General features: G+C 46.7%; 14 protein-coding genes and 4 pseudogenes. 5 read left to right on the top strand and 13 right to left on the bottom strand.

All coding sequences use genetic code 11. From position 1 onward, the window contains the following. The first annotated feature begins 8 nt into the window (after positions 1–8). The 5 genes and pseudogenes from greB (at position 9) to SU60_RS15180 (ending at position 4,325) form a co-directional block, all read left to right on the top strand. Positions 9–491, top strand: a complete 483-nt coding sequence (greB, locus tag SU60_RS15200; RefSeq protein ID WP_041156254.1) for a transcription elongation factor GreB — start codon at positions 9–11, stop codon at positions 489–491. 108 nt (positions 492–599) lie between these two features. Next, on the top strand, positions 600–1,319 hold the full coding sequence (ompR, locus tag SU60_RS15195) for an osmolarity response regulator transcription factor OmpR (protein WP_041156253.1): 720 nt from the start codon (positions 600–602) through the stop codon (positions 1,317–1,319). Positions 1,320–1,460: 141 nt separating this feature from the next. Further along, a pseudogene (gene envZ / locus SU60_RS15190) lies at positions 1,461–2,752 on the top strand (two-component system sensor histidine kinase EnvZ). A 315-nt stretch (positions 2,753–3,067) separates the two neighbouring features. Beyond that, positions 3,068–3,400, top strand: coding sequence for a hypothetical protein (locus SU60_RS15185; RefSeq protein ID WP_128814690.1), 333 nt, complete (start codon positions 3,068–3,070; stop codon positions 3,398–3,400). 10 nt (positions 3,401–3,410) lie between these two features. Then, positions 3,411–4,325 (top strand): hypothetical protein, encoded by a 915-nt coding sequence (locus SU60_RS15180; protein ID WP_041156251.1) that lies wholly within the window; start codon positions 3,411–3,413, stop codon positions 4,323–4,325. 67 nt (positions 4,326–4,392) lie between these two features. Here SU60_RS15180 and SU60_RS15175 read toward each other — a convergent pair whose 3' ends face one another. The 13 genes and pseudogenes from SU60_RS15175 to SU60_RS22790 form a co-directional block, all read right to left on the bottom strand. Next, the gene (locus tag SU60_RS15175) at positions 4,393–5,781 is read right to left on the bottom strand and encodes a uracil-xanthine permease family protein (RefSeq protein ID WP_041156250.1); all 1,389 of its coding nucleotides are present in this window, start codon (positions 5,779–5,781) and stop codon (positions 4,393–4,395) included. Positions 5,782–6,055: 274 nt separating this feature from the next. Further along, positions 6,056–8,137 (bottom strand): ATP-dependent DNA helicase RecG, encoded by a 2,082-nt coding sequence (recG, locus tag SU60_RS15170; RefSeq protein WP_041156249.1) that lies wholly within the window; start codon positions 8,135–8,137, stop codon positions 6,056–6,058. 408 nt (positions 8,138–8,545) lie between these two features. Next, positions 8,546–9,229, bottom strand: coding sequence for a tRNA (guanosine(18)-2'-O)-methyltransferase TrmH (trmH, locus tag SU60_RS15165; protein ID WP_041156248.1), 684 nt, complete (start codon positions 9,227–9,229; stop codon positions 8,546–8,548). A 61-nt stretch (positions 9,230–9,290) separates the two neighbouring features. After that, positions 9,291–11,411: a bifunctional GTP diphosphokinase/guanosine-3',5'-bis pyrophosphate 3'-pyrophosphohydrolase gene (gene spoT, locus SU60_RS15160; RefSeq protein WP_041156247.1), complete on the bottom strand. Its 2,121-nt coding sequence runs from the start codon at positions 11,409–11,411 to the stop codon at positions 9,291–9,293. A gap of 39 nt (positions 11,412–11,450) precedes the next feature. After that, on the bottom strand, positions 11,451–11,723 hold the full coding sequence (gene rpoZ / locus SU60_RS15155) for a DNA-directed RNA polymerase subunit omega (RefSeq protein ID WP_005379346.1): 273 nt from the start codon (positions 11,721–11,723) through the stop codon (positions 11,451–11,453). A 210-nt stretch (positions 11,724–11,933) separates the two neighbouring features. Then, positions 11,934–12,557: a guanylate kinase gene (gene gmk, locus SU60_RS15150; RefSeq protein WP_041156246.1), complete on the bottom strand. Its 624-nt coding sequence runs from the start codon at positions 12,555–12,557 to the stop codon at positions 11,934–11,936. A 286-nt stretch (positions 12,558–12,843) separates the two neighbouring features. Then, positions 12,844–14,058 (bottom strand): tetratricopeptide repeat protein, encoded by a 1,215-nt coding sequence (locus SU60_RS15140; RefSeq protein ID WP_052481546.1) that lies wholly within the window; start codon positions 14,056–14,058, stop codon positions 12,844–12,846. A gap of 11 nt (positions 14,059–14,069) precedes the next feature. Then, positions 14,070–14,701: pseudogene (locus SU60_RS15135) on the bottom strand (energy transducer TonB). A gap of 4 nt (positions 14,702–14,705) precedes the next feature. Beyond that, entirely contained in the window at positions 14,706–15,113 is a 408-nt protein-coding gene (locus SU60_RS15130; protein WP_041156243.1) for an ExbD/TolR family protein, read from the bottom strand. A gap of 25 nt (positions 15,114–15,138) precedes the next feature. Further along, positions 15,139–15,664, bottom strand: a pseudogene (locus SU60_RS15125) (MotA/TolQ/ExbB proton channel family protein). Positions 15,665–15,673: 9 nt separating this feature from the next. Then, positions 15,674–17,035 carry a MotA/TolQ/ExbB proton channel family protein gene (locus SU60_RS15120; RefSeq protein WP_041156242.1) on the bottom strand — a complete coding sequence of 454 codons (1,362 nt, stop codon included), beginning with the start codon at positions 17,033–17,035 and terminating at the stop codon, positions 15,674–15,676. 3 nt (positions 17,036–17,038) lie between these two features. Continuing rightward, positions 17,039–17,803, bottom strand: a complete 765-nt coding sequence (locus tag SU60_RS15115; protein ID WP_041156241.1) for a DUF3450 domain-containing protein — start codon at positions 17,801–17,803, stop codon at positions 17,039–17,041. Between the two features lie 76 nt (positions 17,804–17,879). Continuing rightward, positions 17,880–20,481: pseudogene (locus tag SU60_RS22790) on the bottom strand (TonB-dependent receptor plug domain-containing protein). Between the last annotated feature and the right edge of the window lie 762 nt (positions 20,482–21,243).

Here is a 21,243-nt window from a genome sequence, read left to right as displayed (position 1 = left end):
GAATTAAGTTGAAAACCAAGCTCATTACGCGTGAAGGTTATAACAAACTCAAACAAGAGCATGATTATCTGTGGCACGAGCAGCGCCCAGAGATCACCAAAATCGTCACTTGGGCTGCCAGTCTGGGTGACCGCTCTGAGAACGCGGACTACACCTTCAACAAACGATTACTGCGTCAGATTGATCGCCGTGTGCGCTTTCTTCGCAAGTTTTTACCGGAAGTCACCGTGGTCGATTACTCCCCACAACAAGAAGGTAAAGTCTTTTTTGGTGCTTGGGTTGAAATCGAGAATGAGGCCGGGGATGTCAAAAAGTTCCGTATTGTTGGACCGGAAGAGATCTATGGTGATGCAAAAGACTATATCTCGATCGACTCGCCAATGGCGAGGGCCATGCTGAAAAAGCAAGTCGATGATGAATTTACCGTCAGAACACCAGAAGGTGAGAAAGAGTGGTTCATCAATGCGATTGAGTACCAGAAAAATGGCTAAAACCTTTTAAAAGCGTGGCTAAGATAAAAAGAGTAACAATTTGCACAAGCACGGTCGAAAAAACAGTGATACATTTTTGGCAATAAACGCGGTTGAAAGGATGTTTCAATGCAAGAAAATCATAAAATTTTAGTGGTTGATGACGATGCTCGTTTGCGTGCGCTGTTAGAGCGTTACCTATCTGAGCAAGGTTTTCAGGTGCGCAGTGTTGCCAATAGTGAACAGATGGATCGCTTACTCACGCGAGAAAACTTCCATCTGATGGTGTTGGATTTGATGTTGCCGGGTGAAGATGGTTTATCCATTTGTCGCCGTTTAAGAAACGCCAACAACATGCTGCCAATTCTCATGTTGACAGCCAAAGGTGACGAAGTCGATCGTATTGTGGGTTTAGAGGTAGGGGCGGATGACTATCTGCCAAAACCATTTAACCCTCGCGAGTTACTTGCACGTATCAAAGCCGTATTGCGCCGCCAAAGCGTCGAGTTACCAGGTGCGCCAAGCAGCGAAGAAAAAATCGTAGAGTTTGGCGAGTTTCGTCTAAACCTAGGGACACGAGAAATGTTCCATGGTGATGAGGCCATGCCGTTAACCTCTGGTGAGTTTGCGGTACTTAAAGCGTTAGTGACGAATGCGCGTGAACCGATGTCACGTGACAAGTTGATGAACATGGCTCGTGGTCGTGAATATTCTGCGATGGAACGCTCTATCGATGTACAGATCTCGCGCCTTCGCCGCATGCTTGAAGACGACCCAAGCAAACCGCGTTACATTCAGACAGTATGGGGCTTAGGCTACGTCTTCGTTCCGGATGGTAAAGAAGCGTAACTCATCGCTCTTTAACGCCAGTAATTCCGTCTTCATTCTCATCTGGAATGAGGACGGTCAGTGCTCGCTGGGCCTGTGTTAACACTCTCAATGACCTGTTAACGCTCTCAGAAACGGTCTCAACCCCTTCAGGAACTTTCCATGCGAATCCGAAGTTCACTTACTCAGTCTATTCTTTTGTTTATCTCTTTGCTTCTCGCTAGCCAAGTTTTCTCTTATTACGCCGTATTTAACTATGCCTTGATGCCGAGCTTGCAGCAGTTCAATAAGATTCTCGCTCACGAGCTAAACTTAGTTCTCGATACCGAGGGGGCACTGAGATCGGACGCACCATTAAGACGCCAATTACTCGAAAGATTAGGAGTGACCGTCCACGGTATCGATAGCGAAAAAGCCTCCGAGTATGCCCACGCGATGTCGATCGATTTGATGTCGGAAGAAATGACCCAAGAGCTAGGCTCACCGACAGAGGTACGCCTGTTTTTGGGAGATGAGAGCTACGTATTATGGATGCAGATTGAGAAATTACCCAATTCTCTGATTCGTATTCCCTTGTCAGAACTGCAAGAAGAAGACTTTGCCCCGCTGTTCCGCAACAGCCTGATCATGGCATTGCTGATCATTATCGGCGGATGGTTGTTCATTCGTTTGCAAAATCGGCCGCTTGTCGCATTAGAGAAAGCGGCGAAAGAGGTTGGGCAGGGAGACATTCCTCCACCATTGCCTGAAAAAGGCGCCACCGAGATTCGCTCAGTGACACGAGCGTTCAATCAAATGTCGAAGGGGATCCAGCAATTAGAAGAAGACCGTGCGTTATTGATGGCGGGAATCAGCCATGACTTACGCACACCATTAACGCGCATTCGTTTAGCCACGGAAATGATGTCACCGGAAGACAGCTATTTAGCGGAAGGTATCATCAGCGATACCGAAGAGTGTAATGAAATCATCAGCCAGTTTATGGACTACCTGAAACCCGTCAATAAGGAATCGTTTGAACTGGTTGATATCAGTGCGATTGCGGGTGACGTTGCTAACTCCCAAAGTGGCTATGAAGCGGAAATCGAAACCGACTTGACGACAAATCTACCGCAAGCCAAAGGCAGCCCAATTGCGATAAAACGTGCGGTCAGTAATCTTGTGGTGAATGCGTTACGTTACGGCGATAGCTGGGTAAAAGTGAGCACTGGCGTGACAGCCGATAAACAACTGGTGTGGATATGCGTTGAAGACAATGGTCCTGGTATTGAGCAAAGCCAAATCGCTAAATTATTTGAACCTTTTACCCGGGGCGATACCGCGCGCGGCAGCGAAGGACGGGACTCGGACTGGCAATTGTCAAACGTATTGTCAGCCAACATTCCGGTGCGGTGGTGATGCGTAATCGTAGCGAGGGCGGATTGATGGCACAGATCAGCTTTCCGACGAAATGATGTTTTTTTAACCGACTGATGGATCATCAGCCGAGGTTCAAGGCCCCCAGTTGTAACACGACGACTGGGGGCTTTTTTATTGTCTTTGCAACGGACTTTTGAAGGCAGAGCACCTTGCTGTAACCAGTGTGAAAATTACGTCTCATGTTGCGAACTTACAGGACACCGAAACAATTTGTTTTACTTTTCTCTGACAAAATGGGTCAAAAAACGCACTTTATCACGATTTATTTTGACAATACGGTGTAATTTATATTTTTGTTAAAACTAACTATGTATAATCCGCAAGATATGGCTCTCGAAATGATAACTAATATGAATATACCCAAAATTGTATTGTCATTGTTGGGATTGAGCTTACTCACAGGATGTGCTGAGCCAAAACCCATCGTGATGAAAGAAGCGACGCTAAAGATCCATAACTTGACTAGCGATAAAATCAGCAAAGTGACCTATAAAAGGTGCGACTCAGCGGATGAAAATGTTGTATTTGAAAACATTCGAATTGGGCAAGTCGTAGAAAAACCAATGTCGGTCAATTGCGCGGATTTTTACGCCTACGATAGGAAAGGTAAAGTCGTCGGTAAGCAGGTCAGTGTTGAAATGCCGCCTAGTTTACAGTGGAAAATAACCAATTTAGCCCATTAAGGATTGATGAATGAAAAAAACAACTTTACTCGCTCCTGCCGCATTATTGTTTTTGGCGGGTTGTAGTACCACGGATTTTTACCAGGTTAAATCTCAGTTTCGAGTGAACGATGCCGGTGAAGCGCCCGCAAGTGTGACACGTGCGCGTGGTTTTGATACCGCCTTTGATAGCATCCAAGTCATCGCGGTCAAAGCACCAGACCGTTGTATCAGTGAAACGGAGACGCAAAGCACTGGTCGAGCTACGTCTGGCAGCACGGTAATGAAAACCGAATGTGGTGTTGAGATGGCGCAAATTGAGCGCGAACTGGCGAAAGCAGGATACTCTGTCATCAGTTGGAAAATCCTTGAAAACCAAATGGCGGCGTCTAAAACGCACTTAGAAGCAGCAAAATCACTTGATGCCGATGCCTTGTTCCAAATTAACTCATTGGAGCGTACTACGTCTGCCAAAGGACAAGACGCTCGTTGGGATCGACGTTACTACAAATCTGATGCCAAAGGGGTACTGGGTGCGCCAGCTTCAGTAAAAGAAGGCACTGCAAATCAGTTAAACTACATTGCGGACCTAGAAGAGAAAGCGATTCTCCCATCATCGGACGCATTAAGTGCAACCATCAATGCGAATGTGACCTTGGTGGCAAATGCGCGAAACATTTGGTTCTACGATTGGAACCATCAAGAAGCCATTGCTAAAGATGGCGTGATTGAGCACTACTCGTTGGTGCGTTGTTCTGACGAATCTGATTACTATCGTTGTCTTCCTTACATGGCGAAAAAAGAACAATCCAACGACGATGGCCTTGTTCAAGGTTCAAGCCAAGGTTTTTCTAGAAATGTAAATCTTGAAGATAAAAAGCGTTTCAAGCAAGACCAGTTGATGAAAGAAGTCATTTCAGACATGGTGAAAAACTTCTCCCGTTAATCCATCCTTAGTAAGACGCCTTTACGTTGCTCCTTAAAGGCGTCTCTTTCCCAGTTGAGTTGATGTATTAAGACTCTTTCGCTTCTTGAGCGTTGATCTCTTCCTCTTCCAATTTTTCAGGCAGAAGCAGGTTCAACACGATCGCTGTGATACCACCAGCAGCCACACCAGTCGAAAAAATGCTCTTAATGAATTCTGGCATAAACTGCAGAATCTCGGGCTTTTGCGCAATACCTAGTCCCATTGAGAATGAGAGCGCCATGATTAAAATAGCGCGGCGGTCGAGATCGACACGAGAAATGATACGCACACCTGCAGCGGCAATTGTACCGAACATCACGATGGTTGCACCGCCGAGCACTGGCTCAGGGATAAGCTGGACGAAGCTTGCCACACCTGGGAACAAGCCGAGTACAACCAGCATCGCCGAAATAAAACACCCTACGTAGCGGCTTGCGACGCCGGTTAGCATGATGATGCCGTTGTTCTGGCTGAAGGTCGAATTTGGGAAGCTGTTTAACAGCGCCGCAATCGCGGAGTTCAGACCATCTGCCAATACGCCACCTTTGATTCGCTTCATGTATATCGGCCCTTTTACTGGCTCGCCCGACACTTCTGAAGTCGCGGTAATATCGCCAATCGCTTCCAATGCGGTGATAAAGAAAATCAGTACCAATGGAATAAACAGTGACCAGTCAAATGACAGGCCGTATTGCATCGGTACTGGCAAAGCAACTAGATCGGTTTGTCCTAATTGTGAAGTATCCACCATGCCCATCAAATAGGCCATGACATAACCGACTAACATCGCAATGACGATGGATGCAACGCGTATGTAAGGATTCTTAGAGCGGTTTAAAATCACTATCAAACCAAGAACGGTGCCTGCCAGAGCGAGCTTATCTAAGCTGCCAAACGTACCGTCACCTAGTGCTGCATAACCGCCGCCCATGGAGACCAAACCGACTTGAATCAGCGTCAGGCCAATCAACGTTACCACAATACCCGACACCAATGGCGTAATGATTCGGCGCGCATGTTCTAGCACTCGTGACAGGAGAATTTCAGCAAAAGAAGCCACCAAAATGGTGCCGAAAATCGCCGCCATCATCGTACTGATATCCGCGCCGCCTGCTTTTAACGACAAGCCCGCACCAATAATTGGACCCAAAAAGTTAAAACTGGTGCCTTGCACCGAAAGCAGCCCCGATCCCACAGGACCAAAGGTACGAATTTGAATAAAGGAGGATACACCAGACGCAAATAACGACATACTGATGATGGTGTTGGTTTGATCGGCCGGAACACCTAACGATTGACAAATGATCAACGAAGGCGTGATAACCGCAACGAACATCGCCAATAGGTGTTGAATGGCGGCAAAAATCGTTTGAGGCAATGGTGGACGATCATTGAGTTGATAGATCAGTTCCGAGGAACGGTTTGGAGTAGTCATGGTTTTTCTCGCTTGTCGCAATGTTTCTGGCCCAGAATTCGCTGAATGGGAACTTTGGGGTGAGCTGATGTTTTGATCTGTGATTGCTGTTAGTCAGCATCAGCTCTGGTAGCCAGGCAATTTGCTCCACCCAAAAATGGTGTAAATGCCCTAAAATTTGTGCGCGATTATAGAGAGATTGAGACAAAAAGCAAACGATTGCTTGGTGGGGAATTAGGTGCCGAATGAAAAAGGTAATGCTAAAGATATGCACATAAGGCAGCGTAAATCGCAGTTATGCCTTGGAATAAATATCTCGTTCGCCTAGCCAACGGTCAATAATAGCGGATGCATTCGTTGGGTAATTGTCGTGAATATGACGAGCAATACGCTGAACTTCTGGGATTAGGCGTTGATCTCGAATTAAATCCGCAATCTTAAAGTCTGCCAATCCAGTTTGCTTAGTGCCTAACAACTCACCTGGACCACGGATTTCCAAGTCCTTTTGTGCAATCACAAAGCCGTCATTACTTTCACGCAATACGCCCAAGCGCTTTTGCGCTGTTTTTGACAACGGTGAATGATAGAGCAATACACAGTGACTCGCGACGGAGCCCCGTCCTACCCGACCTCGCAACTGGTGCAATTGAGCCAGACCGAGTCGCTCTGGGTTTTCGATGATCATCAAGCTGGAGTTGGGCACGTCCACTCCCACTTCGATCACGGTTGTGGCAACCAGTAGATGCAGTTTATTGTCTTTAAAATCCTGCATCACCGCTTGTTTTTCAGTGGGTTTCATTCGGCCGTGGACTAAGCCAATTTTCACATCCGGAAGTTTACGCTGCAGTTCTTCTGCGGTGTCAGCGGCGGCTTGTGCTTCTAATACTTCTGATTCATCAATCAGAGTACACACCCAATACGCTTGTTTGCCTTCATTGAGACAAGCATGACGAACTCGTTCAACAATATCATCGCGCTTGGTGTCCGGAATCGCCACGGTTTGGATCGGGGTTCTACCCGGCGGTAATTCGTCTATCACCGATGTTTCTAAGTCGGCATAAGCGGTCATGGCGAGGGTACGAGGTATCGGAGTCGCGGTCATGATCAGTTGATGCGGATAAGCGCCTTGTTTCGCGCCTTTTTCACGTAACTCCAAGCGTTGATGAACACCAAAACGGTGTTGTTCATCAATAATCACTAACGCCAGGTGGTGGAATTCGACGTGCTCTTGAAACAGCGCGTGAGTGCCCACGACCATTTGCGCCTCACCATTGGCGATGCGCGTGAGCTCGGCTTCCTTGGCTTTGCCTTTTAATTTGCCTGCCAACCAGCCGACCTGAATGCCCATGGCTTCAAACCAATTGGCGAAGTTGACCGCATGCTGCTCGGCGAGCAATTCGGTGGGCGCCATCAATGCCACTTGATATCCGTGTTCAATGGCTCTTACTGCCGCCAGTGCGGCCACTAACGTTTTACCCGAACCCACATCACCTTGTACTAAACGCATCATTGGATGCGGCTTCTCAAGGTCTGTTTCAATCTCTTTGACTACGCGAGTCTGAGCATTGGTGGGCGAGAACGGCAGTTGATGCAGAAGCTGGTTTTTCAGTGTGTCACAAGGCGCAAGTGGTAACGCGATGTCTTTTTGCCCTTTGCTGCGCACCGCGAGCATAGAGAGGTTTTGCGCCAGCAACTCTTCCATAATCAGGCGAATTTGCGCCGGGTGTTTTCCTTCGTCAAACTCATCCAAGTTAATGGTTGGCGGTGGTCGATGAATGGTGTGCAGCGCCTGAGACATGGTGATTTGGTGGTTGTACAGGCCGGCAGGGAGTAGTTCTTGAACTGCGGCTTTATCGAGTAGAGCTAACGCTTGTTCTGTCAGGTTGCGCAGGGTAATTTGTCTTAACCCATCGGTGGTGGGATAAACTGGGGTTAAGCTCTGTTCTACATCGGGCTTTTGCTCACTGATATAGAATTTGTAATCTGGGTGGACGATCTCTAGCCCCATCCCGCCACGCTTTATTTCCCCGTAAGCATGCACTAACTTACCTTGTGCAAAGTTGTTTTTCATTGCGGCGGTGAAGTTAAAGAAACGCAAGGTAATGGTGCCGTTGCCATCGCTGATCTTAACCGTCAACATTTTGCGCTTACCGAATAGGGTATCGACCGCCATCACTTTTCCTTGCACTGCCGCCCAGAGACCGGCATGAAGTTTTGCGATGGGGTAAATGCGGGTGCGATCTTCGTAACGAAGCGGTAAATGAAACAGCAAATCCTGAACTGAATGCAGACCGACCTTAGCCAATTTTTCTGCGACTTTGGCGCCAACCCCAGAAAGTGAGGTTAATGGAACAGCAGATAACAGTTGGGCAGACATAGCAGGCTCAGAAAATGGTTAACATAGCAATATGTTAACCACGGAGCTGTGTTTTTGTACAGGAATAATTTTTTGGAAGGTCCTAGGTGGGGAAAAGGTCCTAGGAAAAGAAAGGTCCTAGGTTATAGGATCCTAGGTCCTAGGTGTGGTACACGAGGCTTCAGTGTTACTTTGTCGGTATTTGTTTTTGCTGTTTGGAATACTGATTACAGAGTACAGAAGCGTTTGATATTGAATTGGTTTGGTCGAAAAATAATCCGTAATCCGTAATCCGTAATCCGTAATCCGTAATCCGTAATCCGTAATCTGTAAGCGAAGCGTCCCGTATTCCCAAGTCTTTTCCCTAGGACCTAAAACCTAGGACCCTAGGATCTTTCTTTTACCTAGGCCCTTTCTCTTACCGAGAACCTATTTTTTTTGCATCTCTTTCCACCATGCTTCATCGGCGACGATTTGACCTTCGTCATCAAGAGGCGGGTAAGCTAAGCCTTTGCGTTTGGCCACTTTTGCCAAAACCGGATGACCGCGCTCAAACAGAATACGGTGGATGGTTTCTTGTGGTAGGGCGCTTTCTTCACGGTCGTACATGCCTGCGGCTTCACGCTGACGTTGTGCTTCATACAAAATGACTGCACTGGCCACTGAAACATTGAGGGATTGAACCATGCCTACCATAGGGACGATGATGTCTTGATCCGCAAGCTGTTTCGCTTGCTCAGAAGCACCGACTTTCTCACTGCCGAGAATGATCGCTGTTGGTTTGGTGTAGTCGATATCACGAAAATCAACTGCAGTGTCTGAAAGGTTGGTAACCAATACCTGCATATCCTGTGCTTTTAATGCCGCAATAGCAGAGTTGATGGAATCGTGTGTGTCCACTTCGACCCAGTTACGTGCCCCCGCTGAAGTATGGCTCAACGTACGCATTTTATCCGGCCAAATGGCGTGAACTTTATGCAGGCCAGTGGCATCGGCGGTGCGGATCACGGCGGAGACATTGTTCGGCTTGTGGACTTCTTCGAGGCACAGAGTTAAGTCGGTTTGGCGCGCTTTCAGGACTTGGTGAATACGTTTATAGCGTTCTAAATTCATAATGTGTTTATAGGCAGGTAAAAAATCGCCACCGAACTGACTAAGTCGGTGGCGATGGAGGTTATCTTCTTCTACGTCTGACGGTCGTTGTTTGTGGCATCGCTTTGATTTTTCGCATAATGCTAGCCAAATGAACACGATCTTTCGTGGTTAATAACACGGTGACGGTGTACAGGCGACCATCACGTTCCTCTGTGGAGAGGCCGTGGATGTTAGAACCTGTTTTAGATATCACATTGGTTAACTCAGCTAAAGCGCCCTGGCTGTTAAGCATGTCGACTTTGAGTTCAGCAATAAACTCTTTGTCGTAATCCTCAGACCAAGCTACGGCCATGTAGCGATCTGGCTCTTTTTGGTAGCCGCGAACGTTCGGACAGGTTTCACGGTGAACCACGAGACCACGACCCGGTGACACGTGAGCAATAATGGAGTCATCTGGAATTGGATGACAACAATTGGCAAATGTCAGCAATAACCCTTCTGCGCCACGAATTGGCAGCTTGTTCTTGGCGTCGGTAGGAATCGAACTGGTGGTGGTCAACTCTTCCGTATCGCCCAATAAACGACGGGCAATAACGATGCTCATCAATTCGCCCAAACCAATTGCTGCTAATAGGTCATCAATACTTTTTAAACGTAGGTCGTTTAGGACTTCTTGGACGTTTTCTGGGTAAATCGAATCAATCGAGTGGCGACCCAGTGCATGATTTAACAATCGGCGACCCAGTGTGACTGACTCTTCACGGCGCATGGTTTTTAGTACTTGGCGAATCTTAGTACGTGCGCGAGAGGTCACCACGTAGTTCAGCCAAGCGGCATTTGGCCGCGCGCCTGGCGCACTAATGATCTCAACGGTTTGACCGTTTTTCAGTGCCTTACTTAGCGGGTAAGGGTTACGGTCTACTCGCGCGCCAACGCAGGAGTTACCCACGTCAGTATGCACGGCATACGCGAAGTCAACCGCTGTCGCGCCAAGTGGTAATTCGACGATACGACCTTTAGGCGTGAAGACGTAGATTTCATCTGGGAAGAGATCCGATTTAACGTTCTCAATGAACTCAAATGAGTTCCCCGCACTTTGCTGTAGCTCCAGCAAGCTTTGCATCCAACGTTGCGCTTTCACCTGTGCGGTGGTGCCGGACTTGTCGCCCTTGTCTTTATAAGACCAGTGCGCTGCGACCCCTTTGTCTGCCATTTGGTCCATATCTTCAGTACGGATCTGAACTTCGACAGGCACGCCGTGAGGACCGACCATCGAAGTGTGCAGAGATTGGTAACCGTTGGCTTTGGGTACGGCGATATAGTCCTTCATGCGACCTGGACGAGGTTTGTACAAGCTGTGTACTTGGCCTAGAGCGCGATAACAGGTGTCGGCACTATCAACAACAACACGAAACGCATAGATATCCATAATGGTGTGGAAGCGCTGTTCTTTGGTTTTCATCTTGTTGTAGATGGAGAACAGGTTTTTCTCACGACCTAATACACGCGCTTTTAAGCCAACATCTTGCAGTCGACCCTCAATCTCGCTGTGTATACGCTGAATCATCTCTTTACGATTGCCGCGTGCAGTTTTTACCACTTCTTTAAGAACGCGATACCGATTTGGATAAAGGGCTTCAAAACCCAGCTCTTCAAGCTCGGTTTTAATATTGTGAATACCAAGGCGGTGTGCGAGCGGTGAGTAAATTTCTAATGTCTCACGAGCAATACGACGTTTTTTATCTGGTCGAAGTGCGCCAAGTGTCCGCATGTTATGCGTGCGGTCAGCCAGCTTGATAAGAATGACGCGAATATCTTGCACCATTGCCAGAACCATTTTACGAAAGTTCTCTGCTTGGGCTTCTTTTCTGTCACGGAATTTGAGTTTGTCTAACTTAGAGACACCATCAACCAGCTCTGCAACGGTATTGCCGAATTGCGCTTCGAGATCTTCTTTGGTGACATCACAATCTTCGATGACATCGTGCAATAGAGCCGCTTGGAGGGTTTCGATATCAAGGCGCATTTCGGCCAAAATACGAGACACAGCAACAGGATGGATGATGTATGGTTCACCACTAGAACGGGTTTGCCCTTCATGGGCATCTCGCGCTACCACATAAGATTGACGCAGAGCCTCAATTTGAGGCTCTGTTAGGTATTCTTGGGCAACGTCTTTGAGACTATCGAATAGATACAAATTATAGGCCCGGGAGGTTGTTGAATTCTAGAGACAGAATTAACGGTTATGAGCGATGCTGCTGACTGCCGCTAGCTCTGCCGCTTCTTGCTCTTGTTGTTCTTGACGTTCACGAGCGTCGAGAACTTCTTTCGTAATTAAACCTTCTTCGATTTCGCGTAGAGCGATAACCGTCGGCTTATCGTTCTCTTCTGGCACTAGTGCATCTTTACCGCCAGTTTGCATTTGACGAGCGCGGCGAGCCGCAATCAGTACTAGGTCGAAACGGTTGCCAACTTTTTCAACAGCGTCTTGAACAGTTACGCGTGCCATGAGGACTCCAAATAGTTAACTAAAATATTAGAATGACGAGAAAGTATACAACCTAACAATGTTATTTACTAGCAATTAGGTTGCTCACGCACAGTGGGCTTTCTCGGGGGTATTATTATAAGTTCTTTGCGCTGTGCAAAGTACCAAAAAATTCTTTATCTCTTACAGAGAGGCGCTTATCAATAGCGACTACTATGATAACAACAGCGGTTACTCTGCTAACAACGCGTCAAGCATACCTTTATATTTAGCAGCTTGTTTTTCTTCCTTCAATCTTTCTGCACGCAGGATGGCTTTAAAGTCCATCAATGCAGAGTCGAAGTCGTCATTAATGATGACGTAGTCGTATTCGTTGTAGTGTGAGATCTCTGACTTGGCTTCTGCCATGCGCTTTGCAATGACTTCTTCACTGTCTTGACCACGTGTGTTCAAGCGACGTTCTAGCTCGCCATTTGATGGCGGCAAAATGAAGATGCTTTTTGCTTCTGGCATCTTTTCACGAATTTGACGTGCGCCTTGCCAGTCGATATCAAGGAATACGTCGATACCTTTGTTGAGTGTTTCTTCAATCCAAGCGCGTGATGTGCCGTAGTAATTCCCGAACACTTCTGCGTATTCTAAGAAGTCGCCTTTCTCGATCAAAGCTTCAAATTCGTCTTTTGCGACAAAGTGGTAGTGGATACCGTTTTCTTCACCAGGGCGCATACTGCGCGTAGTGTGAGACACAGACACTTTCATGGCGTATGTTGGGTTGCGCTCCAACATCGCTGAGATCAAGCTAGATTTACCTGCGCCGCTTGGTGCAGATACGATATAGAGAGTACCTTTGCCCATTGTACTTTTCCACTTTTGATTGGATTGATGAATGCCGAAGGAAAGGTTCGACAAAACGATAACGATAGCACTGGCTTTGTTGAATGTCGCACCAATAGGATGGAGATTGGTGGTGAATCCGCCAGAAAAATGGAGGCGAAGAGTATCATGATCTTTCCGTTGTTGCCAGTTGATCTTTTGGCACAATCACGAGAAAAACAACCACGAGAAAACCAATGGAAAAAAGGGGAAGCTTTCACTTCCCCAGGCGTGCGACTGACTCACACTTAACGCTTATTGTTTGAGTTTAACCTTGAGTCTCTAAGAAGTTGATCCAAGGGTTGGCCATGGCCTTCATGTCCGGAGACTGCGCTGCACTCTTCATTGCTTTAAGGGCATTATCCGGTTGATTCAACTCGAAGTATGCCATACCACGGATGTAGGCTAATTCACCTTTTTGTTCGCGTTTGGCATCTGAAGCTGCATTTTGCGCAAATTTCGCTGCTTGTTGATACTGTTTATCCAACATCATTAAACGCGCAATTTTTATTTGCGTTTTTGCTTTTGGTGAAAGGCGATAAACCTGTTGGTAAACATCGATTGCCTGCCCAAGTTCTTGCGCTTGTTGCCAAAATTCGCCCAATTTTTCCAGGTTATCCGCATTGCGCTCTACATGACCATCATCAAAAGCTGTCTGCAGTGTTTTTGCTGCGCGGAATGGGACGCCTTGGTAAGCTTGGAAATTGGCTAAACGTAAATACTCTTTTTCGGTTTCGAGAAGTCCCATTTTATAGGCCATCTCTAACGTTGAAAGGGCATTGCGTTCTTGGTTTAACTCCATATATATGCCCGATAACTGCGTCCAGTACCGTTTGTTTTTCGGGTATTTGGTGGTGAGAATCTTCAGCACCCCCGCGACACTTTTGAATTGTTTTAACTCATAGTGTGCCGACATCAGAAGTTGGTACCAAGATTCACTTGGGTCTTTACTCATCGCAATTGCCTTTTTGGTTGGCGGAATCGCGTTTTTGTAATCTTCCATTTGAATGTAAGCACTGGCTAACGTGATGTAAGCGTGAGCTTGTGGCTTTTCTTCGGTTGTCTCGGCGACTTTGAACCACTCATTCATAGCCCTGACTGATTTTTTGTACTGACCTTCAGCGAGATACAGCTGCGCTAAGCTATAGCGAACTTGTTGTGCAACAGGTACCGGTAAGGCATCTAAGCTCAATGCCTCAGCAAAATACTTCGCTGCTTTCGGGTAATCATCTTTTAATGAGTATAAAAACCCCATTTGCTGCAATAATACCGCACGATCGTATTGGCGTTTGCTGGAGCTACTTAGGGCTGAATTCAGCTTAGATAAGGCCTCCGAATACTGTTCCGTTGCGATCAGCTCTTGAACTTTATTTACGGTTCTAAATGTTCTGTCAGACAGCTCAGGCGTGCTGGCAAAAACAGGCGCGCTATACGCGCCTGTCATGAGCACCAGAGAAGCCAACAATGTTGTGTATGATTTCATAATTGCGACTCCTAGTTAGTAGAGAACTCGATTTCTTGAGAAAGGCGAGAACTGACCGCTTTACCATCGACCATCTTAGGTTTGAAAGTCCATTTGGAGACGGTTTTCTTCGCTTCTCTACCAAGACCAAGTTTACGTGGCGACTCTTTTAAGATCCTTACATCTTGAACGCTGCCGCGCACTGTCACCGTAAACTCTATCAGTACAATCCCTTTTTCCAGTCCTGAACGTGCAGCCTTACGTGGCATTTGCGGTTGGAAGGTTGCTAAAGGAACCGGACCTCCGCTACTGGCCATTTGCGCACCGCCACCTTGGGTGTAGTGCCCGAGTACTGAGCCGCCGGTCACGTTGACGGCAGATCGAGTTTAGGCATGTCCATTGGTACTTGATCCATCACCGGTTTTACGGTCGCAGTCACCTTCATCTCTGGTGGCGGCGGCGGACGCTTCGGTGGTGGTGGTTTCGGGAGTTCGCGTTTTTTCTCCTGTATCTTTTCTTCTGGTTTAATGCGAATGAACTCGACCATACGTTGATCATCATTCGACACTAGCTCGTGGCGCTCTTTATTTACTAGCTTGTCCATGCCCCAGAACAGTCCGAGGGAGACAATGAGCGCCAGTGCAATTGAGGCCAGATACCGCATAGGCTTAATCCTTACTTGTTGCGGCAATGGAGATGTTGTCGACACCTGCCATCTTAATCTGGTCCATTACCTTCACGACAATACCTGATTTGGCTTCTGTATCGGCTTGAATCACCACAGCACCATCAGGGCTTTCTGCGCGAAGACGTTCGATGTTAGCGCGAACCGCATCCACTTCTATACGGCGCTTATCGACCCAAACATCGCCAGCGGCACCCACGGCAACCATAATATTGCCTTTTTTCACGGTTTGCGCGGAGCTAGCCGTTGGGCGATTAACTTCTAATCCTGCTTCTTTAACGAACGACGTCGTGACAATAAAGAAGATCAACATGATAAATACGATGTCGAGCATCGGTGTCATATCGATAGCGGTTTCATCACTGCTATCACTGCTATAGCGTCTCTTCATGACCTATACCTCTAATTCCTTTTACTCAGGCAATGTGCTTAAGCTTATCTTCCAGCTTTTGCGTTGTGACTTTGGCTAAATGATCAAGACGTGAACTAAAGAACAGCCCTGATAGTGAAGCCACCATCAGCTAACGTTGGGATTGTTGCCTTTGAGATCCCCGAGGCCATTGCTCGAGGGCTTCCTGTTCCTGTTACCGCTAAGATGTCGAATACTTGGATCATGCCGACAACGGTGCCGAGCAGACCGAGTAGGGGACAAAGCGCAATCAGTACCTTGACGATGGGCAGTCCCTTTTTATTCTCAATATCCTGACGAGAAACGATTTCTTGTCGGATCATCTTTGCGTTCCAGCTCTGATGTTCTGGGCGTTCACTCCATCCGCTGACGGCTTTTTTCATCGCCCTAGGAGCAACGGCGACAAAGTAGAACCAGCGTTCTAGCAATACGGCCCACAACATAAAGCTGAGGATAAAGATGGCGACAAGTACATCGCCACCCATTCCCAAGAAGCGCCTAATCGATTCAAGTTCTCCAACTAACCACCACATAACGCCTCCTTAGCTTTCGGCTTTATGCAGTTTTTCCTGATAGCGAGCGATGAAGCCTGCACTCTGTTCTTCAAGAGATTGAACCAAACGACGACCCTTACTGTGAACAATGGTGTAGAGGAACAGTAGAGGAATAGCGACGACCAGACCTAGCATGGTGGTCACCAGCGCTTCTGAAATACCACCTGCCATGAGTTTTGGATCGCCAGTACCAAATAAAGTGATGGCTTGGAAGGTGCCGATCATCCCCATAACCGTACCAAGTAGGCCGAGTAGCGGTGCGACGGAAGCAAACAATTTGATTGAGCTGACAAAGCGTTCGATTTTAGGTGCATTGCGCAGGATGATTTCGTCCAGTTTGGCTTCGAGATCTTCCAGGTTATCACCTTTGTGTCCTTGGTAAGCTTCAATGACTTCACCTAGTGGATTACCAGGAATAACCGTGTCTGATTTTGCTTGTTTACGCATCTTGCCGCCAATAATTTGCAGGCGTAGGTAACAGATCAGTGCGATGATAGCACCCACTGCACCCATAGCAAGAATGACATAACCGACAATGCCGCCTTGATCAATACGTTCTTGTACGGTTGGGCTTTGTACCAGTAGAGACAGAATCACACCACGAGAAGGGTCAATAAACAGGGGCTCGTAAGTGCCTTTCGCGGATTCAAACCCCGCAATTAATTTGGTGATGTTGTTGCGTGGCTGGCGAGACAGTTCTTCAAACTTGCTCGTTTGCGGAACGTAAGTGACGTATTTACCATCAGCAATCGCATTAAACTCACCGATAAGTGTTACATCGCGAACGGCTTCTTTCCCCTCGCCGTAAACCACCGTGGCGTGGGTTGTTGCGGTTTCACCTGAGACAACGATTTGTTGAAGAATGGTGTGCCAGAAGGCTTCTAACTCTTGAGTGGATGGCAGTTCTTTGCTTTCTGCCAGTTTCGTTAGCAGTGCATCACGCTCTGGGAACTGAACCGCATTCTGTGAAGCAGCAAACAGACCTTTAAACTCGCCCGCGTACTGGCGAACCACACCAAACATTTCACCCAATGTTCCAGAGCGAACGCGTAGCGTTTCAGTGAGATCGGTAAGCTGTTTATCGTTCTCATCGAACGTGGCTTTCAATTGATCTCCGAGAGCTTGCTGCGATGCCAGTTCATCACGCGCTTGTTGCAATAGAGCGGCTTGTTGGTCGCGATCGCGTTTGAAAATCGCTTCACGCTCTTTGTTTTCTTTTGATTCAACAATACTCTCTGACTTTACATTTTTCAGCAGTTCAGACAGCGTTTGTGGCGTGTTGGCATGAACGCCCGACACCATAAATAAGCCCGCTAATAGGCCAGCGGCTAGCGTTTTGAATCCTTTCATCTCTTATTCCTCCCCAGCAAATACAGGCAGTTTGATCAGCGCAGGTGGCGCTTGTTTCTTCGCGATACGAAGGCCTTGCTGTACCGCTATGCGGTAGCTTTCCGGTAGTGTTTCCCACTGACGAGTTTGTTGGTTCCACATGCCTGTTTCACCGCCATCAGGAGATTGGAATAGAAGGGCTGTACGACCAATGCGTAAGAAGTCGTAGGTCACCACTTCGCCGTTGCGGTCTAAGCTGGCTTTATACGACTCGATGGAGCGAGAGAAGCCTTCTTCGATTTGGTAGGCTTCCATCACTTTACGGAATTTTTCTGAGGTGGTGACATCAGCGCGATCCATTAAGCGATGCAGCTCATTCACGCGTGCGGTGCGTTCTTCTTTTTGGAAAGGGAGGTCTAGGGTGACGAACTCATCCAGAGCGTCGATCATTTTTAATGTCAGCGGCACCACTTCGGTGGCGGTCTGATCGATCTGTGCAATCTGACTGTTTAACGAGTCCAATTCACCTTGTTGCGATTGAACCATGCGGTTAATTTGCTCGTTGTAGATTTTCATACTGTCGATTTGACGAAGCAAACCTTTGTATTCTGCCAACATGCTCTCTGTACTTTCCGCATAGTTGTCGATTTTTTGTTGTGAAGCCTGAGAAGACTTAGTGGTTTGTGCTTGGTTAGCGACGACGGTCCCTGAGTCAGCAGCCATTGCTGTACCACTTACCGTGAGAATCGCGGCAGTCACTGCACTTACGCCAAATTCCTTTAACGTCATAGTAGCATCCTTGTTAGTGTGTAAAGTTAGTCAGTCGAATAGGGCGCAGGAAAGACTCCTGCGCCAAAGGGGTTAATTAAAAGTCTTGTGAGTACTTCAGGAAGTAAACACGGCCTTGAATGCTGTATAGGTCAGAATTGTAAGTCACACCGTCAGATTCAAATGCCGGATCTTCATCCGTTAGGTTACGTACGCCAGCGGTGAACTTACCGTCCCATGGTGCTAGGTAGTTATATGCGACGTTGTAAGTGGTGTGGCTTGGGATACTGCCAATTTTCTTGTAGTTGTCGTCAACATCTTGCGCCTGACCTGCAATGTGATCTGCCGATAGGTAGATGTCATGACCTTCAAGGAAACCAACACCAACACCTGTGTTAAAGCGGTATTCAGGCAGACCATTGCGGCCAACTTGGTTGTTTACTGGCCCATTCACGTATTCAGGGGCGCTGTAGTCCAGTACATAGGTACCCATAAAGTCGTAACGAACCGTTGCGTAGTCGAAGTCGTAGCGGTAACCCAACTTCAAGTCGAGGCCAGAAGTATCCAGTGTACCTAGGTTTTCAAGACCAGCAGTTGCTTCAATAATACGACCGCTGCCATCACGTATGATTTTTGGATTCGAAACGCCCGTATTACGCTCTTGGTCGATCATGTCTTGAAGCGATACAAATGTAATCACGTCTTCGATGCTGATGTTGTAGTAGTCGACGGTTATATCTAGGTCTTCAATTGGTGAGTAACTTGCACCGAAGTTAAATGATACGGATTTTTCTGCATCAAGATCTTCATTCGAGGTACGAGTTACATCATATTGTGATTCCGGACAGTCAGCAAAGGCTATGCCATTCGCCGTACAGAAGGCGTAATCTTTCGCGTAGTCAGATGAGAAGCTATCCGCAGAATAAAGGTCTGATAGTGTAGGGGCACGGAAGCCAAGGCCTGCACCAGCACGGAACATCAGGTTATCAAGAGGTTGGTAACGGAAAGAGACTTTCGGTGATATTTCTTCGCCAAAATCGCTGTAGTGGTCGTAACGAGCGGCAAGATTCATTTCTAGCTCATCGGTAAACGCGATCAAAGATTCTGCGTATAACGCGTAAGTTTCGCGATCACCGCCTGCAGAGTTACCCGCACTACCAATGATATTGCCTGCTTCACTTTGTGAGTCATACTTGTCGAAGTAATTGTATGAGGTGAACTCACCACCAACATACAGTGGAATGGTAATGTCACCAATTTCTGCAAGATCAAATTGAAGACCGCCATAGATTTGGTGCATTTCCATTTCTGTTTCACGGCCAGTTGGTGCAGATAGCTGTGCTGTCGCGTCGTCGCTGAATTCACCGTTTACGAAGTTACCCGATTCCGCAAGCGATGATGCGACTGAACCAAATACGTAACCTGAGCCAATTTCGTTGCTGTTGGAGTAGTTTAGATGGTAGCCAGTTTCCCAAATTACATCGCCAAAGCTGTCAGTATAAAGCGTGCCGTCTAGGCCAGCTTTGAAATCTGCTTGGAAGTCGGTAACGCTGTTATCACGTGTCCCCACGTTATTGAAACGGTAGTATATCGATGCAGGACCTCTGCTGGGTCTAAGCCATTGCCTGCAAAGAAATCTGCACCACCGTCGGTGTTCGGGTCAATCGAAAATATACCTGCAGCTGGCGCAAATCGGCTGAAGCTTTTATTCCGGTTTAAAAGTAATTGCGAGTTAAAAGTCGTATCGTTGTTTAAGAAAATATTACCGTTTATAAAAACTGTATTACGTTCGATAGATGCTGTTTGTGCGGCTTCTGATGTGTAATCGTAGCCACAGATATCTCCCAAACCAGGGTACGTTGTTAACCCAACAAAACCTCTTGATGGGTCACACGATGCATCCGTGTCGTATCCCTTGAGCGCTTTTAACTCACCATTATGATAGACGTTACGACCGTAAATACTCACACCGGACATGTCGAAGTAGTCGGCTGAATCAGTGTTGGTTGAACTTAGATAGTCTCGGCTTCGTTGATAAATTTCATCTTTGCTATCATGTTCAAACGAGAACATGATGTTACCCTTTTCACCGCTTGTTCCCATCACCAGAGCTACGTTTTCTTCATCTCCGCCCTCTTGGCTTGGGATACCCGAACCCACGGTGACGTTAATACCATCAAACTCTTCTTTAAGAATGATGTTGACGACACCTGCAACGGCGTCAGAGCATAAACTGCTGAGCCGCCGTCGGCCATTACTTCTACACGTTCTACAATGGCTGATGGGATAGCATTGATGTTTGCTGCACCACCGCCCATGGTTGCAGAGCCTGGTAAACGTTTGCCGTTAACCAACACCAAAGTACGTTCGCCACCAAGACCGCGAAGGCCGATAGTCGCTTGACTCTGCCACGAGCTACCAGAGGTCTCACTGTATGAACCAAATGAGTTGAAAGAGGATTTACGTAAAACGTCTGCGATCGAAATATCACCGGCACGCTCAATTTCTGCTCGGCCGATGACGGCAACGGGTGTGCTCCCCTCCATCGATGCACGAGTTAAACGCGAACCCGTTACTTTCATCTTTTGAAGTTTTTCAACTTGTTGCTCTTCTGCCTGTGCTGTTAGAGGGGCTACGGCTGCCGCGGTACCCAAAGCAAGACTGATAGCAACTGATAAAGCTGTTGTGTTTTTATACATCCTTGTTGCTCCAATTTTTCATATTTCCCTATGCTGGTCCACACTGCGACCAAATGTAACGCCTATGTTTCATTAGCGTTTCGCAAATGTATAACCGAGATGAAAAAAAGAAGTCAAACCAGTAGTAACGCAATATGGCTAAATGTAATAAAGATGTAAAAAACTATATATTTAGGCATTTTTAGTTTTTTATATACAATTAAGTTAATAAATGAATATTAAAATCCAAAATAAACGTGTGTTTTATGTTTTATTTAGAATTTAATGACTTATGTTGCATGTGGTTTTTATGTGGGTAATAAAGTTTGAATATGTGTAAATATGCAGTGAATTGTTCTGATTGGTTATCTATGTAGTTCATTGTGCCTATTAATCCGTACAATTAATGTGGTATCAAAAAGTGATACCTAAATACAGCAAGGGGTTCACCATGTTTTTAAGGTCAATAGTCACTTTGGGTGATATGCGTTTTTATTCCATCAAGGTAAGTTTTTATACTGATTAATCACTCTAATTTGCTTAGATTGAAATTCTGCGTGGGTTGTTTTTGTGGTTTTTTATCATTTTTTTCAAAAATATTTCGCTTTTTTGACGCTACAAGAAGTTCGTCATGTTTTGTTTTTAAACACTTGAAGACAATGTGGATTCAAGATACATATGACGTCGAAATGATTAACCATAAGTTGTTGGAATGCAGGGAGTGTAAGCCAACATCATTGGGCGGAGTATTACTACTTCCCCTCAACTACTATGCTAAAAATA

The sequence above is a fragment of the Vibrio mytili genome (assembly GCF_000830505.1).
In the GTDB taxonomy this organism is placed as follows: Bacteria; Pseudomonadota; Gammaproteobacteria; order Enterobacterales; family Vibrionaceae; genus Vibrio; species Vibrio mytili.
This window is presented reverse-complemented; position numbering and strand designations above follow the sequence as displayed.

What these genes read in the sequence shown, in the direction of transcription:
- ompR (WP_041156253.1), top strand. Translation starts at nt 600, where the DNA reads ATGCAAGAAAATCATAAAATTTTAGTGGTTGATGACGATGCTCGTTTG.
- SU60_RS15185 (WP_128814690.1), top strand. Translation starts at nt 3,068, where the DNA reads ATGAATATACCCAAAATTGTATTGTCATTGTTGGGATTGAGCTTACTC.
- SU60_RS15180 (WP_041156251.1), top strand. Translation starts at nt 3,411, where the DNA reads ATGAAAAAAACAACTTTACTCGCTCCTGCCGCATTATTGTTTTTGGCG.
- SU60_RS15175 (WP_041156250.1), bottom strand. Translation starts at nt 5,781, where the DNA reads ATGACTACTCCAAACCGTTCCTCGGAACTGATCTATCAACTCAATGAT.
- recG (WP_041156249.1), bottom strand. Translation starts at nt 8,137, where the DNA reads ATGTCTGCCCAACTGTTATCTGCTGTTCCATTAACCTCACTTTCTGGG.
- trmH (WP_041156248.1), bottom strand. Translation starts at nt 9,229, where the DNA reads ATGAATTTAGAACGCTATAAACGTATTCACCAAGTCCTGAAAGCGCGC.
- rpoZ (WP_005379346.1), bottom strand. Translation starts at nt 11,723, where the DNA reads ATGGCACGCGTAACTGTTCAAGACGCTGTTGAAAAAGTTGGCAACCGT.
- gmk (WP_041156246.1), bottom strand. Translation starts at nt 12,557, where the DNA reads ATGGGCAAAGGTACTCTCTATATCGTATCTGCACCAAGCGGCGCAGGT.
- SU60_RS15140 (WP_052481546.1), bottom strand. Translation starts at nt 14,058, where the DNA reads ATGAAATCATACACAACATTGTTGGCTTCTCTGGTGCTCATGACAGGC.
- SU60_RS15130 (WP_041156243.1), bottom strand. Translation starts at nt 15,113, where the DNA reads ATGAAGAGACGCTATAGCAGTGATAGCAGTGATGAAACCGCTATCGAT.
- SU60_RS15120 (WP_041156242.1), bottom strand. Translation starts at nt 17,035, where the DNA reads ATGAAAGGATTCAAAACGCTAGCCGCTGGCCTATTAGCGGGCTTATTT.
- SU60_RS15115 (WP_041156241.1), bottom strand. Translation starts at nt 17,803, where the DNA reads ATGACGTTAAAGGAATTTGGCGTAAGTGCAGTGACTGCCGCGATTCTC.